At 61.9% G+C, this 15,192-nt stretch carries 15 protein-coding genes; 9 read left to right on the top strand and 6 right to left on the bottom strand.

Annotated elements, in window-relative coordinates:
- Positions 1 to 2: 2 nt before the first annotated feature.
- The 3 genes from AC2S2E_RS00205 (at position 3) to AC2S2E_RS00195 (ending at position 3,258) form a co-directional block, all read left to right on the top strand.
- A complete protein-coding gene (locus tag AC2S2E_RS00205) occupies positions 3 to 779 on the top strand; it encodes a glutathione S-transferase family protein (RefSeq protein ID WP_486523309.1) in 777 nt (258 codons plus the stop codon).
- A gap of 132 nt (positions 780 to 911) precedes the next feature.
- Positions 912 to 2,318 (top strand): vanillate/3-O-methylgallate O-demethylase, encoded by a 1,407-nt coding sequence (ligM, locus tag AC2S2E_RS00200; protein WP_486523308.1) that lies wholly within the window; start codon positions 912 to 914, stop codon positions 2,316 to 2,318.
- Positions 2,319 to 2,592: 274 nt separating this feature from the next.
- Positions 2,593 to 3,258, top strand: a complete 666-nt coding sequence (locus AC2S2E_RS00195) for an alpha/beta hydrolase (protein ID WP_476105328.1) — start codon at positions 2,593 to 2,595, stop codon at positions 3,256 to 3,258.
- On the opposite strand, the gene AC2S2E_RS00190 is transcribed toward AC2S2E_RS00195, so the two are convergent.
- Complete coding sequence (locus tag AC2S2E_RS00190; protein ID WP_486523307.1) at positions 3,255 to 3,650, bottom strand: VOC family protein; 396 nt, start codon at positions 3,648 to 3,650, stop codon at positions 3,255 to 3,257. The two genes, AC2S2E_RS00195 and AC2S2E_RS00190, sit on opposite strands and share 4 nt — an antisense overlap.
- A complete protein-coding gene (locus AC2S2E_RS00185) occupies positions 3,647 to 4,549 on the bottom strand; it encodes an SDR family NAD(P)-dependent oxidoreductase (RefSeq protein ID WP_486523306.1) in 903 nt (300 codons plus the stop codon). The genes AC2S2E_RS00190 and AC2S2E_RS00185 overlap by 4 nt, the downstream gene beginning before the upstream one ends.
- A 164-nt stretch (positions 4,550 to 4,713) precedes the next feature.
- Between AC2S2E_RS00185 and AC2S2E_RS00180 the strand changes: the two genes are divergently transcribed.
- From AC2S2E_RS00180 to AC2S2E_RS00160, 5 genes are all read left to right on the top strand, one after another.
- Complete coding sequence (locus tag AC2S2E_RS00180; RefSeq protein WP_476105324.1) at positions 4,714 to 6,117, top strand: MFS transporter; 1,404 nt, start codon at positions 4,714 to 4,716, stop codon at positions 6,115 to 6,117.
- Entirely contained in the window at positions 6,114 to 7,541 is a 1,428-nt protein-coding gene (locus tag AC2S2E_RS00175) for an NAD-dependent succinate-semialdehyde dehydrogenase (protein ID WP_486523304.1), read from the top strand. The genes AC2S2E_RS00180 and AC2S2E_RS00175 overlap by 4 nt, the downstream gene beginning before the upstream one ends.
- Positions 7,542 to 7,668: 127 nt before the next feature.
- The gene (locus tag AC2S2E_RS00170) at positions 7,669 to 8,337 is read left to right on the top strand and encodes a DUF2490 domain-containing protein (RefSeq protein WP_486523303.1); all 669 of its coding nucleotides are present in this window, start codon (positions 7,669 to 7,671) and stop codon (positions 8,335 to 8,337) included.
- Between the two features lie 37 nt (positions 8,338 to 8,374).
- Positions 8,375 to 9,439 carry an amidohydrolase family protein gene (locus AC2S2E_RS00165; RefSeq protein ID WP_486523302.1) on the top strand — a complete coding sequence of 355 codons (1,065 nt, stop codon included), beginning with the start codon at positions 8,375 to 8,377 and terminating at the stop codon, positions 9,437 to 9,439.
- A 48-nt stretch (positions 9,440 to 9,487) separates the two neighbouring features.
- Entirely contained in the window at positions 9,488 to 9,991 is a 504-nt protein-coding gene (locus AC2S2E_RS00160; protein ID WP_476105318.1) for a Saro_0803 family transcriptional regulator, read from the top strand.
- 240 nt (positions 9,992 to 10,231) lie between these two features.
- On the opposite strand, the gene AC2S2E_RS00155 is transcribed toward AC2S2E_RS00160, so the two are convergent.
- Positions 10,232 to 11,929, bottom strand: coding sequence for an acyl-CoA dehydrogenase family protein (locus tag AC2S2E_RS00155; RefSeq protein WP_486523301.1), 1,698 nt, complete (start codon positions 11,927 to 11,929; stop codon positions 10,232 to 10,234).
- 147 nt (positions 11,930 to 12,076) lie between these two features.
- On the opposite strand from AC2S2E_RS00155, the gene AC2S2E_RS00150 reads away from it, so the two are divergent.
- Positions 12,077 to 12,514 carry a MarR family winged helix-turn-helix transcriptional regulator gene (locus tag AC2S2E_RS00150; protein ID WP_486523300.1) on the top strand — a complete coding sequence of 146 codons (438 nt, stop codon included), beginning with the start codon at positions 12,077 to 12,079 and terminating at the stop codon, positions 12,512 to 12,514.
- Positions 12,515 to 12,531: 17 nt separating this feature from the next.
- On the opposite strand, the gene AC2S2E_RS00145 is transcribed toward AC2S2E_RS00150, so the two are convergent.
- The 3 genes from AC2S2E_RS00145 to AC2S2E_RS00135 are packed head-to-tail and all read right to left on the bottom strand — an operon-like array spanning position 12,532 to position 14,959.
- The gene (locus AC2S2E_RS00145) at positions 12,532 to 13,668 is read right to left on the bottom strand and encodes a M14 family metallopeptidase (RefSeq protein ID WP_486523299.1); all 1,137 of its coding nucleotides are present in this window, start codon (positions 13,666 to 13,668) and stop codon (positions 12,532 to 12,534) included.
- A 10-nt stretch (positions 13,669 to 13,678) separates the two neighbouring features.
- The gene (locus AC2S2E_RS00140; protein ID WP_486523298.1) at positions 13,679 to 14,281 is read right to left on the bottom strand and encodes a DUF4136 domain-containing protein; all 603 of its coding nucleotides are present in this window, start codon (positions 14,279 to 14,281) and stop codon (positions 13,679 to 13,681) included.
- 45 nt (positions 14,282 to 14,326) lie between these two features.
- Positions 14,327 to 14,959 (bottom strand): DUF4136 domain-containing protein, encoded by a 633-nt coding sequence (locus AC2S2E_RS00135; RefSeq protein WP_486523297.1) that lies wholly within the window; start codon positions 14,957 to 14,959, stop codon positions 14,327 to 14,329.
- Positions 14,960 to 15,192: the final 233 nt, after the last annotated feature.

Here is a 15,192-nt window from a genome sequence, read left to right as displayed (position 1 = left end):
CGATGGCGTTGAAATATTACCATGCCGAACCGGCGGCCAATTCCCTCAAATCCATGATTCCCCTGATCGAAAAGGGGCTGGATTGGGAAAGCGTCTATGTCGATCTGCACAAGTTCGAGCAGCATCAGCCGTGGTTCACCGCCATCAACCCCGAGGGTCAGGTGCCGGTGCTCGACCATGACGGCGCGATCATCACCCACACCACGGTCATCAACGAATATCTCGAAGACGTTTTCCCCCACGATCAGCCCGACAGCGGCCCGCTGCGCCCGCGCGATCCGGTGGCGGCGGCGCGGATGCGTTATTGGAACAAGTTCGTGGACGAGCATGTGATGAATTTTGTTTCGATGCACGGCTGGCACCGGATGGTGGGCATCATTGCGCGCAACATCGAATCGGGCGAGTTTGAGAAATTGCTTGAAAGCATCCCCTTGCCCGATCAGCGCAAGAAATGGGCCACGGCGCGCAGCGGTTTTTCGCAAAGCGATCTGGCCAATGCCACCACGAAAATCGAATATGCGGTGGACAAGGTTGAGCGCCAACTGGGCGAGACAGCCTGGATCGCCGGGGATGCCTACACCTTGGCCGACATCAATTTTTACAGCCATTGCGGAATGATGGTCGAACGCATGTTTCCGGATATGGAAATTGCCAAGCGTTGTCCGCGTTTGGTGGAATGGCGTGACCGGATGACGGCGCGCCCGGCGGTGGCGCGGGCCTTGGCGGGAGAGGATCGCACGGCGCCGGGGCTTCGCACCTGGACAGGCCACGCTCGATAATCGGACAATTGTTGCGCAACATCCCACAACAGAGATCGTTTGCGGCATACACAATTTCGTTTGTGTAGCTTACAAAATTTGCTATGCCAAAGGGGCAAGAGCAAACAAACCTTTTAGGAGAGAGGAACCACCATGGCCGCTCAAAATCTTGAACAGGTGCTGGCTGGCACCGACAATATCGTTGACATGCTGCGCAATTCGCAGCTTGGCGCCTATGTCTATCCCGTGGTCGCCCCGGAATTTTCCAACTGGCGTTCGGAACAGTGGGCATGGCAGCATTCGGCTGTTCTGTTCGATCAGTCGCACCACATGGTGAACCTCTATATCCGTGGCAAGGACGCGCACAAGCTGCTGTCCGACACGATGATCAACAGCTCTAAGGGCTGGACCGTCAACAAGGCGAAGCAATACGTTCCGACCACGCCCTATGGCCATGTGATCGGCGACGGCATCATCTTCTGGGAAGAAGAGCAGAGCTTCACCTATGTCGGCCGTGCGCCCGCTTCGAACTGGCTGCGCTATCACGCTGCGACCGGCGGCTATGATTGCGAAATCGAGCTGGACGACCGTTCGCCGATGCGCCCGATGGGCAAGCCTGTGACGCGCAAGGAATGGCGCTTCCAGATTCAGGGCCCGCAGGCTTGGAACGTGATCGAAAAGCTGCATGGCGGTCCGCTTGAACAGCTCAAGTTCTTCAACATGTCGACGATGAACATCGCGGGCAAGACCGTGCGCACGCTGCGCCACGGCATGTCGGGTGCGCCGGGCCTTGAAATCTGGGGCCCCTATGCCGAGCAGGAAGAAATCCGCGCCGCTATCCTCGAAGCGGGTAAGGAATTCGGCCTGATCGCTTGCGGTAGCCGCGCCTATCCGTCGAACACGCTGGAATCGGGCTGGATTCCCTCGCCGCTGCCCGCGATCTACACCGGCGAAAAGATGAAGGGTTTCCGCGAATGGCTGGGCGCCGATTCGTATGAAGCCACCGGTTCGATCGGCGGTTCGTTCGTTTCGGACAATATCGAGGACTATTACCTCAACCCGTGGGAACTGGGCTATGGCTCGTTCGTCAAGTTCGACCATGAATTCCACGGTCGCGAGGCTCTCGAAAAGCTGAACCCCGCCGAGCAGCGCAAGAAGGTGACGCTGGCCTGGCATCCGGAAGACATGGCCAAGATCATGGCATCCATGTTCAACCCGGACGGCGAAGCCTACAAGTTCTTCGACGTGCCGCTGGCCAACTATGCCTCGTCGAACTATGACCGCGTGGTTGACGCCGATGGCAAGACCGTGGGCCTCTCGATGTTCACCGGCTTCTCGTACAACGAAAAGCAGGCGCTCTCGTTGGCCACCATTGACCCCGCCATCCCGGTCGGCACCGAGTTGAACGTGATCTGGGGCGAAGAAAACGGCGGCACCCGCAAGACCACCGTCGAACCCCACAAGCAGCTTTCGGTGCGTTGCATCGTCTCGCCGGTGCCCTACAGCCGCGTGGCGCGTGAAAACTATGCCGAAGGCTGGCGCACGACGGTTACGGCCTGATTTGGCCTTTTGATGCCTCCGGCGGGCAAAGGGACTCGGTCCCTTTGCAATCCCATGAATGGGGTTGTGGGTTGTTCGTCGGGGGGCTAATATTTTAAAGCCTGCGGCGCGGCAGCCTTGTGCTGAAAGGCGCCGCAGGCTTTAATTCTGCGACGTTGCGTTCTTGGCACCTTGGCCGAGCCTTTAGCGCAACAAAGACAGTAACGGGAGCGCGAGGGTCTAGACCCTCGCATCCTTCCTTTCCAAATAAAAACAAAACAGGAGAGCCCCCACAATGACCGACTATGTTCTGGTACATGGCGCATGGGCCGGCGGTTGGTCGCATCAGGGGCTGGCGGCGGATCTGCGCGCGGCGGGCCACCGGGCGGTGGTGGTGGAACTGCGCGGTCTTGGAGAGCGTCGCGGCGAATTGCATCCCGGCATTACCCTTTCGGATCACATCGACGATGTGTGTGCGGCGGTGGAACAGGCTGGTTTTGACCGTTTCGTGCTGGTCGGCCATTCCTATGGCGGCATGGTGATTACCGGCACGGCCACGCGACTGGGCGGGCGGATCGACACGATGGCCTATCTCGATGCGTTTTTGCCCGAGGATGGCCAGTCGCTTTGGGACATCACCAGCGAGTATGAGCATCGCCACTATATCGACACGCAGAAATTCACCCCCGGCCTTGTCGCACCGATCATCGGCGAGGAGGGGCGCAAGCTCTCGCGCCATCCGCTGCTGACGATGCTGGAAGGCGTGCGTTTCACCGGCGAGGAAGCCAAGATTGCGCGCCGCATCTACGTGCTGGCCACGGGCTGGAAGCCTTCACCTTTCCCCAAATTTGCCGCCCGCGTCAAAGATGATGCCGCATGGGAATATCACGAGGCCGATTGCGGCCACGACGTGATGAATGGCCAGCGCGAGCAGGTGGTAAAGATCCTGCTGGGGGCCTAATCACCAAAGAAATTCAATTCAAACAGGACCTCATGGGGATCGCGCACAAAGATCTGGCGCAGGCCAATCGCCGCGACGAAATTGCGCTGATAATCGCAATTCGCCGCCTCCAGCCTTGCGGCCATCGCATCATGGCCTCGGCAGCTTAGCGCCACATGATGCAGCGCGCCCGTAGGCCCCGGCGCCACATCGCGGTCATAGGCGCGCGGCGCATCCAGACTGTTGAGATGGATCACCGCGCGGCCCGATGCATCATACATCCATTGCCCGGTATGCGGCGTCAACGGCGGCGGCCCGTCGCGCCGCTCCAGCCCAAAGACCTGCGCGTAAAACCGGGCGGACCCGTCCAGATCCGCCGTGATGATGTTCACATGGTCAAGAGCGAGGATCATACCGCCTTCCGTGCTGCTTCGCGGGCTTCTTTATACCGCTCGCGCCGGAATTTTTCGAATCCGATGCGCTGTTCAAAACCCGGATCGGCGGGATAGTCGCGGAAATCGGCCAGATATTCCTCGAACAATTCGGCCACTTCCTCGCGGAATTCGGGGTGGCTGAAGATATAGGCGCGATTGTCCTCCATGCCCTCGATCACGCGGGCGGCGATCACGTCGGGTTCCATCCCGGCCTGATGCGCGCCGGCCAGCCTTTCGACGGCGGCATGATCGACGGGTTTGGCGCCCTCCATCAACGCGGCGGGGCGTACATCGTCGCTGGCATAGATATAGGATTTGACGAGGCCCGGACACAGGATCGACACGCCAATGCCATGTTTGGCCAGACTGTAGCGCAAAGATTCTGACATGCCGCGCACCGCGAATTTGGTGGTGTTGTAAATCCCCGGCGCGCCTGCGGCCAGCCACCCGGCCATGCTGGCTGTGTTGACGATATAGCCTCCGTTCCCCGCCGCGATCATGCGCGGTACAAATGTCATCACGCCATTGATGACCCCATGCAGGTTTACCCCCATCACCCAGTCCCAATCGGACCAGCTTGAATCCTCGATGGTTTGAAACAGGTTGATGCCCGCATTGTTGAACAAGAGCGAGACGGGGCCAAAGCGCGCCTCGACCTCATCGGCGGCGGCGGCCATCGCCTCGCGGCTCGATACATCGACCTGCACGCCCATGACCTCGGCATTGTCCAGTGTGGCGAGCGCCGATGCGATGGATTCCTCACGAATATCGGCAATCGCCACCCGGCATCCCCGCGCCAGCAGTGCCCGCACCAGCCCCAGCCCCACACCATTCGCGCCGCCGGTGACAAAGGCGGTGCGTCCCGCAAAATCAATCATCGCTTACATCCTCTCGCCCACGCAATTTTTATCGCGTCCATGCCGATTGGGGCTTGCCAAGCGGCGCGCTATGCTTTGTATCTAACACATACAAAACATGCGCTGTAAAGATCCAGCGCGAAAACGCCCTCCGCCAATCGGGGGCAGGCACGGGAGAGGTGCATATGGCAGTTTCGATGAGCGGGCCGGATATGGCCGCCGAACTCAATCATGGTGTGGATGCGGGCGAAGCGTCTGCGCATCATCTGGCCGTGGCCGCGCGCGATGAACCATGGCCCAGCGCGGGTGCGGCTTGGTTCGCGCTGGGCGTCATCATCTTTGCCACGTTTCTGAACTTCTTCGACTCGGCGGCCTTTGGCCTGCTGATCGAACAGATCAAGGCCGAGTTCGGCCTGTCGAACACCGCCATCGGCCTGTTGCAGGGTCCGGTGAATGTCGTGTTCTATATGGTGGTGATGCTGCCGCTTTCACGCTGCGCCGACATTTTTCCGCGCAAATATGTGCTGGCCATCGGCGCTTTGCTGATCGCGCTGCTCAACGCGGCGGGCGGGTTTACCAGCACTTTTGCCGCTCTGGCCTTTACCCGGATGCTGGTGGGCGCGGGCGGCGGGGCGCATGCGCCGGGGTCCTATTCGATGCTGGCCGATTTCTTTCCGCCCGAAAAGCGGCGCTGGCCCTTTGCCGTGCTGCAACTGGGCTTTATCGGGGGCAGCACGATCGGCCTTGTCATCGCGGGCAAATTGCTCGCGCTGGCGATGAGCCTGCCCGAAACGCCTTTCATGGGCACGACCCTGCATGGGTGGAAATATGTGCTGATGATGCTGGCGCTGCCGGGCGTTTTGGCTTGTGCGCTGCTGCTGATGGTGCCCGAACCTCCGCGCCGGGGCGTGATCGAAGGGGGCAAGCCTCTGCCGATCCGCGCGGTCATGTCGGAAATCTGGCGCCGCCGTGCGGTCTATGGGCCGTTGTTCCTGGGGCTTGGCTTTTCGGCGGCGCACGCGATGGCGGCCCCTGCGTGGATGGTGCCCTTTTACAAGCGCACCTATGGTTGGACCGAGATGGAAATTGCCAGCCGTGCGCCGATGTTCATGCTGGCCGGGCAAATTGCCGGACTGCTCTTGGGGCCGATGCTGATCAAATTGCTGGCGCGGCGGTATCGGGATGCCAATGTGCGCGCCGTCACCATCTGTTTCAGCCTTGCCGCCCCCTTGGCCATCATCGGTCCGATGATGCCCAGCCCATGGCTGGCGCTGACCTGTTCGATGCTGTCGGGCATGTTGGGCATCGCATCGGCCGTGCCGCAAAATCTGGTCATTCAGGAAATCACCCCCAACCAGATGCGCGGGCAGGTGACGGGCCTTTACCTGATGATGTTCACCGCCGTGGGCGCGGTCGGGCCGTTCATGATCGGCTTTTTCACCGACCATGTGTTTGGCCATGACGCCGATGTGTGGAAATCTCTGGTGCTTTCCGGGGTGTTGCTCAGCCCTGCGGCGGCTTACATCATCAGCCGCGCGATCCGGCCCTATGCCGACGCGCTGGCTCTGCTCGACAAGGAAACGCAATGACTTATCCTGAACTCTCCATGGTGATTGGCGGCGAGAAGGTGGGTATTGCCCACCGCCGCACCCATGATGTGCTGAACCCGGCCACAGGCGCGGTGATCGGGAAATTGCCTTTGGCCGACGCCGCCGATCTCGACCGCGCGCTGGCCGTGGCCGACGAAGGTTTCAGGATCTGGCGCAAGTCAACGCCGATGCAGCGCGCGGCGGTTCTGGCAGGTGCCGCGGGCCTTCTGGTTCAGCGTCAGGAAGAAATCGCCCGCGCCGCCACGTTGGAGCAGGGCAAGACCATCGCCGAAACCCGCATCGAGGTGATGATGGTGGCGGGCCTGTTCAATTTCTATGCGGGCGAGACACAGCGCGTCTATGGCCGCACCCTGCCGCGCCCGGATGGCATGCGCTCGACCGTGACCTATGAGCCGGTCGGCCCGGTGGCGGCCTTTGCGCCGTGGAATTTCCCCATCGGCAATCCGGGGCGCAAATTGGGCGCGCCGATTGCCGCGGGTTGCAGCGTGATTATGAAACCGGCCGAGGAAACCCCGGCCTCGGCGCTGGCCGTGCTTCAGGCCTTGCTTGACGCGGGCCTGCCGCCGCAGGTGGCGCAGGTGGTGTTTGGCGTGCCTGATGAGGTGAGCCGTCACCTGCTGGCCAGCCCGGTCATCCGCAAATTGTCCTTCACCGGATCGACGGTGGTGGGCAAACATCTGGCGAAACTGGCGGCGGACAATTGCATCCGCACGACGATGGAGCTGGGCGGGCATGGGCCGGTGCTGGTCTTTGCCGATGCGGATATTGACCGCGTTCTGGATATTGCCGTGGGCCACAAATATCGCAACGCCGGGCAAGTCTGCGTCAGCCCCACGCGCTTCCTTGTCGAGGAAAGCGTGTTCGAACGCTTCCGCGATGGCTTTGCCGCGCGCGCCAAGGCGATCACCGTGGGCGACGGCATGGACGAGGGCAATCGCATGGGGCCGATGGCCAATGCCCGCCGCCCCGAAGCGATCGAGGCTTTGGTCAAGGATGCGGTGGCTGCGGGCGCCAAGCTGGACGCCGGTGGCAAGCGGATCGGCAATCAGGGCTTCTTCTTTGAACCCACGGTGATTTCCGAAGTGTCGCTCAGTGCGCGCATCATGAATGAAGAACCCTTTGGCCCCGTCGCCATCATCAACCCGATGTCGGGCGAGGAGGCGATGATCGCGGAGGCCAACCGGCTGCCCTATGGTCTGGCCGCCTATTGCTGGACACAGGATGCGGCGCGGCAAAAGCGTCTGGCGCGTGAACTGGAGGCCGGGATGGTGGGGATCAATACGGTGGCCATCGGCGCGGCGGATTCGCCTTTTGGCGGGGTCAAATGGTCGGGCCACGGCGCCGAGGACGGGCCGGAAGGTCTGGCTGCGTGTCTGGTCACCAAGGCCGTCCACGAAGGATAGTAGCCCTTTGTCATGGTCCAGCAACAGTTGAGCAAAATCGGCACGGTAATCGGCATGAGCCTGCGCCATGCCGCCGCCAAGAGGGGAGGGGGCTGTAAAGGCCTCCCCCTTTCTGCGAGATTTTGCCATGAAGCGTCTGTTGCTGTCCTTGCCCTTGTTGATGGTGGCGCCTGTTGCCCATGCCGCCGAAGAGGATGCGCAGACATGGGCCGCCGTGCATGGGATGGTGGGCCTTGGCGGGCGCGCCGTAGTCAATTTCGATTATCAGGCGCGGATCACCGACACTCACAGCCGCGCAGGGCAAATCCTGCTGCGTCAGGCCATCGGCTATCGCATCAATCCCAAGACCAGCGTGTTTGGCGGCTATGCCTATGTCCGCACCGACAATCTGGGGGCCAAGGTGCTGGACGAACACCGCCTGTTTCAACAGGCCAATTTCAGCATTCTGGACGCGGGCAAGAACGGTGTGATCACCGGGCGCACCCGTATCGAGGAACGCTTTGTCGAAGGTTCGGGCGAGGTGGGCTGGCGCATGCGTCAACAGATCCGCGGGGCGCTGCCCATCGGCAAGGGATTTGCTTTGGTGGCGACGGCCGAACCGTTCTTTGCCTTCAACAAGACCACATGGGGCCAGAAAGCGGGCTTCGACCAATTGCGTCTGTTTGGCGGTCTGGCCGTGCCGGTGGCGCGCGGCTTTGCCATCGAAACCGGATATATGGGCCAATATATTGCGCGCGACGCGCGGGCCGACCGGATGAATCACATTATCAGCCTGGCACTCACCATCAATCGCTAACAATCGCCGGGCTGTCGGGAAAGAGGAACAGCCCAGCATGAGTGACTATCTCCACCCTCTGCGTACCGGGGGCGAACGCGGATACTTGCGTATCGCCACCGAGGAAGCCTTTGCCACGCGCGAGCAGGTCGATGTGTTTCTGCGCATGATCCGCGACGGCACGGCGGACAAGGGCATGGTCAGCCTTTGGGGCTTTTACGCGCAAAGCCCTTCGCCGCGCGCGACAGAGATCATGGAACGACTGGTCGATTTGGGCGAGCGGCGGATTGCCGATATGGATGCGACCGGGATCGATGTGGCCATTCTGGCGCTGACCAGTCCGGGGGTGCAGCCGATCCTGGACGTCGAAGAAGCCAAGGGTGTGGCGCGGCGGTCCAATGAATTGCTGGCCGATGCCTGTGCGAAATATCCAACGCGTTTTGTCGGCATGACGGCGGTGGCACCGCAGGACCCGGAATGGTCGGCTGATGAAATCCGTCGCGGTGCGCGCGAATGGGGCTTCAAAGGGTGCCAGATCAACAGCCATACGCAGGGACACTATCTGGACGAGCCGCAATTCGATCCAATCTTCCGCGCCTTGGTCGAGGTGGATCAGCCGCTTTATATCCACCCCGCCACTTTGCCCGACAGCATGATCGGGCCGGTGCTGGAGGCTGGGCTGGATGGCGCGGTCTTCGGCTTTGGCGTGGAAACGGGGATGCATCTGTTGCGTCTGATCACCACCGGCATTTTTGACCGTTATCCCACGCTGCAAATCATGGTGGGCCATATGGGAGAGGCGCTGCCCTACTGGCTCTATCGTCTTGATTACATGCATCAGGCAGGCGTACGGTCAAAGCGGTATGAACGCCTGAAACCGCTGAACAAGACCATTGCCGAATATATGCGCAGCAACGTCCTGATCACCAATTCGGGCATGGCATGGGAACCGGCCATCAAATTCGCGCAGGAAGTGATGGGCGAGGATCGCGTGATGTATGCGATGGACTATCCCTATCAGTACGAAGCGTGCGAAGTGGTGGCGATGGACAATATGGCCATGCCCTTTGCCACAAAGAAGAAGTTCTTTGAGGATAACGCGCGGCGCTGGTTCAAACTGTGACCTTGGGGGCCTTGCGTAAATCGCAAGGCCCCGTCACTGATGCGACATGTGGGCAGTTCAGGGGGCAAGCGCAGCGGCATGGCAAAAGGCAAGGAAACGCTGGTGATAACCACCCCGCCGGGGGAGGATGCCGACGATATTGGCGAAATCCGCGATATTGTGGGCTTTCACTTGCGGCTTGCCCATGGCGCGGTCTATCGCCACTTTACCGAAACCTTTGCCGAACTGGACCTGACGCAGAAACAGGTCTCGGTGCTGTGGCTGGTCGATGACCATCCCGGCATCGCGCAAACCGGCCTTGCCCAGCGGATGCGTATGGACCGGGCCACGACCATGGCCATCGTCAATCGGCTTGAGGCGCGTGATCTTTTGCAGCGCGGCAAGTCGGACACCGACGGGCGAAAGCAGACGCTGAACCTGACCCCGGATGGCAAGGCGATGCTGGCGACCGCCAAAGAAGCCATTCGCGCGCATGAGGAATGGTTGAAATCGCGATATACGCCTCGCGAAGTGGCGGTGTTGATTGAGCTGCTGACGCGGTTGCATGAGTGAGGAAGGGTTAAGATGCGAGGGTCTAGACCCTCGCGCTCCCGTTACTGTCCGTGTTGCGCGTATGGTTCGGCGGTTGTTGTCGGGCGCGCCGTTTGAAATTTAAAGCCTGCGGCGCGGATTACCCAGACCTATCCGCGCCGCAAGCTTTCAAACATAGGGGCGAATGCATCGCCGCCACACCCCATTAACGGGATTGCAAAGGGCGGCCGCCCTTTGCCCGCCGGAGGCAAACTTCAAACTTCAAACCTCCACCATCACCTCAAACCCGGCAATCCGCTCGGATGCCATCAACACCTGCGCCGCCGCCAAGGCTGCGCGCGGTGCAATATCGCCCAGTGCATAGCGCCCCGCCGCCGCCAATTGGCGCGACAAAGGATCGCCCCCTTCCGCCGCGATCAGGCGCGCCGCGATCCACCCGGTGGCCACAATCCCCGCCAGCGTCAGGAAGGGCGTAGAGCCTGCTTCGGCCACCGCCGGATCGGCGGCGATCAGCGCATCGGCGGTGGCGGTGAAGGTGGAGAGCGCCTCGTTGAAACCGGCGTGGTCGATGCGGGCGGCATCTTCCTGCGCGGCCTGCAAAAACGCATGGTATCCCGCCGCGCCCGGTGCGCGCAGGCGGCGCAGGGTGATGTCCTGTGCCTGCATGCCGGTGGTGCCTTCAAACACGGTGAGGACGCGGGCATCGCGCAAGCCCTGCTCGACCGGCCATTCGCGGGTGTATCCTGCGCCGCCCAGCACCTGTATCGCGTCCGATGCCACGCCAAAGCCCGTCTCGCCGCCCAGCGTTTTTACGATGGGCAACAGCCACCCGGCCAGCGCCTCATTATGCGCCCGCACCGCCGCATCATCGGTAAAGCGCGCCAGATCGGCGGCATTGGCCGTGGCAAAGATCAGCCCGCGCAAAGGTTCAACCCGCGCCGACAGCGAGAGCAATTGCGCACGCACATCGGCATGGTCATGGATGGTGACAGGCTGCGGCCCATTGCCGCCCTGCCGCCGCTCTGCCGCATAGCCATAGGCGATTTCGGTGGCGCGGCTGGCCACGGCAAGGCCCATGACCCCGGTGGCCAAACGCATATTGGTAATCATGACAAAGAGCTGCGGCAAACCGCGCCCCGCCTGACCCAACAGATAGGCGGGCGCCCCTTCAAAGCCCATGACGCAGGTGGGCGAGGCGTGGAGGCCCAGCTTCTCCTCAATGCGGCGCACCACGATGGGCGCGCGCGTCCCATGTTCGACCGAGGGGACGAGGAATAGGCTGATCGGGTCCTTGGGGCTGGGGGCCTGTCCCTCCGGCGCGGTCTTGGCCAGCAGGAGATGGGCAATCGCGCCGGTCAGATCCTGATCGCCAAAGCTGATCCAGCATTTTTCGCCGGTGATCCGCCATGATCCGTCGGGCTGCTGTTCGCCCCGCGTGCGCAGGCGGCGGACATCGCTGCCCGCATCGGGTTCGGAAATACAGATGGTCGCGCCGATGGTGCCATCAATCAGCCCCGGCAACCATGCCTCGCGCACATCATCATCGGCAAAGGCGTGGATCAATCGCGCACCCGCCCGGCTGGGCACGGGCATCATGCCAAAGGCGGGGCAATGGCGGTCCATCATTTCCTGCACCGCATTGCCCAGCGCGGTTGGCAATCCCATCCCGCCAATTTCCGGCGATGCGTCCAGCATCAGCCAGCCACCTTCGCAAAATTCGCTCCATGCGGCCTTGTGTTCGGGCACGGTGATCACGCGGCCATCGATCAATTTGCATCCCGTCACATCGGCCGCGGCATTGAGGGGCGCAAGACGTTCCGTGGCAAACCGGCCCGCCGAGGCAAGCACTTCGGCGATCATATCCTCGCTGGCCTGCGCGCAGGATTCGCTGGTGGCCAAAAGTTCGTTCCAGCCGGGGCTGATGGCCAGATGGCGCGCGATGGTGGCGGTGATATCCATGCATCCCTCTCGTCTATTTCTGTTATCAGTTATAGCATTATTGGGCGGCATTGCAATCGCCACCAAGGTCGCATTTCAAACATCAAACCGATTATTGTTCATTGCCCCTCTTGCCATATTGGCGCGCGGGCTTCACCACTTGGGGTTATGAATGATCCTTTGGCAAATCTTCCCGGCTATGTGCTGCGCCGGGCTTCCTCTGCGGCGCTGGCCGGGCTTAACCGGCGTCTTTCGGCGCTGTCGCTGCGCCATGTCGACGCCAGTTTGCTGATGCTGCTGGCCGGGCAACCGGGCATTACGCAGAGCGAGGCGGGGCGGATACTGGATATTCAACGGGCCAATATGGTGCCCATCGTCTCGCGGCTCGAAGGGCGCGGCCTGATCGATCGCCAGCGCGTCGATGGCCGTTCGCAGGGGCTTTATCTCAGCGCCGAGGGTGAGGCGCTGCATACGCAGGTTCTGTCCGTGATCGACGGCTATGAAACCGCGCTGATGGATGGCCTGCCCGCGCCATTGCGCAAACAGGCGATGGCGGTTCTGCATGCCTTCTGGCAATCGGCAGAAGCCGCCATCGAGGCCGAATAAAAGCGCGGCCGAATAGATCAGCCCATAACCCATTGCGCCAGCGCGGCGATGCAATCGCGGCCAAGCTGGGCGCTGCGTTCCGCGCTCCACCCCTGATCGGGGCAGGGCAGGTCATTGTGGTCCTTGAACGGCATTTCCAGCGTCATGGCCACCGCGCCGTAACGCTCGGCAATCTGGTTGGTGGCCATGGTCAGATTGGCCCGCCCCGCAGGCGCAATGGGATAGCCCATGCGGGTCTGAAAATCGGGCGTCTGCTTGTCCAGAATGGCCAGATAGCGGTGATAGGAGGCAAGCTGCGCCTCGGTGATCGAGGGGATGCCTTCGAAGCCGGCGATAAAGACATGCGGGATCGCCTCATCCCCATGCACGTCAAGGCACAGTGCCACGCCGGTTTCATCCATCGCGTTGCGGATGGCCAGAACCTCGGGGCTGCGTTCCGGGGTGGGTTCGTGCCATTCACGGTTGAGGTTCACCCCCGCCGCATTGGTGCGCAAATGGCCACGGCGCGAACCATCGGGATTGGCGTTGGGCACGACATGCACGGTCGCCTTTTGGCGCAACAAACGCCCATGCGGACTGGCCGGATCGGTCAGCGCGTCAAGCGCCCCTTCCATCCACCATTCCGCCATGGTTTCGCCCGGATGCTGGCGCGCCTGAAGCCAGATCTGCACCGGCCCTTCGCCCATGGTCAGGCAATCGATGGGCTGTCCATCAAGGCTGGTGCCAAGGCGGCGATAGATGACGCCCGGTTCGCCCGCCACTTGCGCGATCAGGTCGTGGTGGCGTTCCATCGAATAGGGCGCGAAATAGGCGAACCAGCAGATTTCCCCATCGGGCGTATGGGTGATGGTCAAAGTGCCATTGTCAGCCGTGGCGTCCCACGAGGTCTGGGCAAGGCCCCAGTAATCGCGGTCCTCGGAAAAACGCGCCTGATAGTCGGCCCAGCCACCGGGATAGGCCGCCGCGTTCAATCCGGTGATGCGCAGCACCAATTCGCGCCCCGCCACGCCCGACACTCGAAAGTGGAACCATTGGAAAAAGTCGCTGTGCGCATCGCGGTGGATGGCCAACTTGGCCTCTGCGCCCTCGATGGACAGCACGTTGATGTTGCCCGAATCAAAGGCGGTGTCGATGTGGATGGGAAATTGGCTCATGGTCTATACTCTAGGGAACGCGGACGGTTTCGCCCGATTGGCCGGGAAATCCGGAAAACAGCGCCTGCGCCAGTTTGGGCGCGGCCAGTTGGGTCTGGGCCAGAGGCGATGTGCTGGAAACGGTAAAGCTGGCGCGGCCTTCCCACAGGGCCTTGTCCGTGGCGCGGTCGCGGATCACGGCGATCAAGTCGGTGGCGGTGCGCTGGCTTGATCCGGTGCGGATGGGGATGGTGATGCCAATGCCGCCTGCGGTGCCGTAGTTGCTGCCCGCGGCACCCACACTGACGCCCACGGGGCTGCGTCCGGCGGACGGGTCAAATGTGCTGCGTACCAACCGGATCGCGGCGATCTGGCCCGCGCTGTCGGCGGGGGCAATCGTATAGCCAAGCCCGGTCAACTGACTTTCGACGGCGGTTTGATAGGATTGCCATTCCAGGCTGGACCCATCGGCGCCTGCGCCCGGCACGACCGCAATCGTGCCGCGCCCAAGGGGCGAAACATCGGCGACGTGAAAGCGTGAAACCTCCACCGGGCCGACCGGAACCGCGCATCCCGAAAGCAGTCCGGTCGATACCAGCATCAGGGGGCCAAGAGTCTTGAAAAGGCGCATCATGGGGCCGGTGGTGGCCCCATGTGTGGCCCGATGCAAGTACCTATATCAGCGCGCCGCGATTGATGACGAGGGGAAGCGTTCAAACAGCGCCCCGGCAAGGCGGACCGAAACGGCATCATCGCTGGCCGCCTTGGTGCCTTCACGCGTGGCGATGCGGGCGCGGGCTTCATAAAGCGCCTTGCCCGAGGCGCGGTCGCGGATGCGGATTTCCATATTGGTCATGATCAGCGCGCCGCGCGGCTTTGTCCCGTCATAGGCAAGGGCAAGGCCCATCATCGATCCGCGATTGGACACGCCCATGGTCGCGCTGCCCGAAATGGGGCTGCGTTTTTCCTCGGCGGCTTCAAGCTGGTCGCGGATCACGGTGATTTCCACGATCTGTCCGCCGTCACCATCGGGGCCGGTGGTGTCATAACCGGCCTTGGCCAGTTGATCGACGACGGCGGCCTCGAATGTCGCCTGTTCGCGGTCGGACGCGGTGGTGCCGGGCATCGTGCGCAAGGTGATTCGCCCGTGGCCCAGTTGCGGGATTGCGCCATCGGCCAGAAAACGTTCCGAATCGACCCGGCCTTCGCGATCATCGCGCGGGGTTTGCAATCGCGATGCGCCGCCAAAACCGCCGCCGTAACCGCCCCAGCCGCCATATCCGCCCATGCCGCCCCAACCGGGTTGGGCCATGGCGGGGTTGGCCGCAGAGACAAGAGCCGTGACAGCAAGCAGGGCAGCAGGAAATTTTCCAGAATGGATCGGCTTCATGGATGGTGCGACCTTTGTAGCAATTCGGCGTGCAGCAATTGCGATTGAACCTGTGCCCCTTGGGCCAGAGGCTAGGCTATCGCAGATTGCGCGTTGATGAACCCGGACGCGACCCATGTCCATTTTCGCCAGAGATTTCCGATGAAAATGGCGTA

It is taken from the genome of Novosphingobium sp. 550D, assembly GCF_057401885.1.
This window is presented reverse-complemented; position numbering and strand designations above follow the sequence as displayed.

Excerpts from the sequence above, each read along its gene's own strand:
- AC2S2E_RS00205 (WP_486523309.1), top strand. The coding sequence starts at position 3 with ATGGCGTTGAAATATTACCATGCCGAACCGGCGGCCAATTCCCTCAAA.
- ligM (WP_486523308.1), top strand. The coding sequence starts at position 912 with ATGGCCGCTCAAAATCTTGAACAGGTGCTGGCTGGCACCGACAATATC.
- AC2S2E_RS00195 (WP_476105328.1), top strand. The coding sequence starts at position 2,593 with ATGACCGACTATGTTCTGGTACATGGCGCATGGGCCGGCGGTTGGTCG.
- AC2S2E_RS00190 (WP_486523307.1), bottom strand. The coding sequence starts at position 3,650 with ATGATCCTCGCTCTTGACCATGTGAACATCATCACGGCGGATCTGGAC.
- AC2S2E_RS00185 (WP_486523306.1), bottom strand. The coding sequence starts at position 4,549 with ATGATTGATTTTGCGGGACGCACCGCCTTTGTCACCGGCGGCGCGAAT.
- AC2S2E_RS00180 (WP_476105324.1), top strand. The coding sequence starts at position 4,714 with ATGGCAGTTTCGATGAGCGGGCCGGATATGGCCGCCGAACTCAATCAT.
- AC2S2E_RS00175 (WP_486523304.1), top strand. The coding sequence starts at position 6,114 with ATGACTTATCCTGAACTCTCCATGGTGATTGGCGGCGAGAAGGTGGGT.
- AC2S2E_RS00170 (WP_486523303.1), top strand. The coding sequence starts at position 7,669 with ATGAAGCGTCTGTTGCTGTCCTTGCCCTTGTTGATGGTGGCGCCTGTT.
- AC2S2E_RS00165 (WP_486523302.1), top strand. The coding sequence starts at position 8,375 with ATGAGTGACTATCTCCACCCTCTGCGTACCGGGGGCGAACGCGGATAC.
- AC2S2E_RS00155 (WP_486523301.1), bottom strand. The coding sequence starts at position 11,929 with ATGGATATCACCGCCACCATCGCGCGCCATCTGGCCATCAGCCCCGGC.
- AC2S2E_RS00150 (WP_486523300.1), top strand. The coding sequence starts at position 12,077 with ATGAATGATCCTTTGGCAAATCTTCCCGGCTATGTGCTGCGCCGGGCT.
- AC2S2E_RS00145 (WP_486523299.1), bottom strand. The coding sequence starts at position 13,668 with ATGAGCCAATTTCCCATCCACATCGACACCGCCTTTGATTCGGGCAAC.
- AC2S2E_RS00140 (WP_486523298.1), bottom strand. The coding sequence starts at position 14,281 with ATGATGCGCCTTTTCAAGACTCTTGGCCCCCTGATGCTGGTATCGACC.
- AC2S2E_RS00135 (WP_486523297.1), bottom strand. The coding sequence starts at position 14,959 with ATGGCCCAACCCGGTTGGGGCGGCATGGGCGGATATGGCGGCTGGGGC.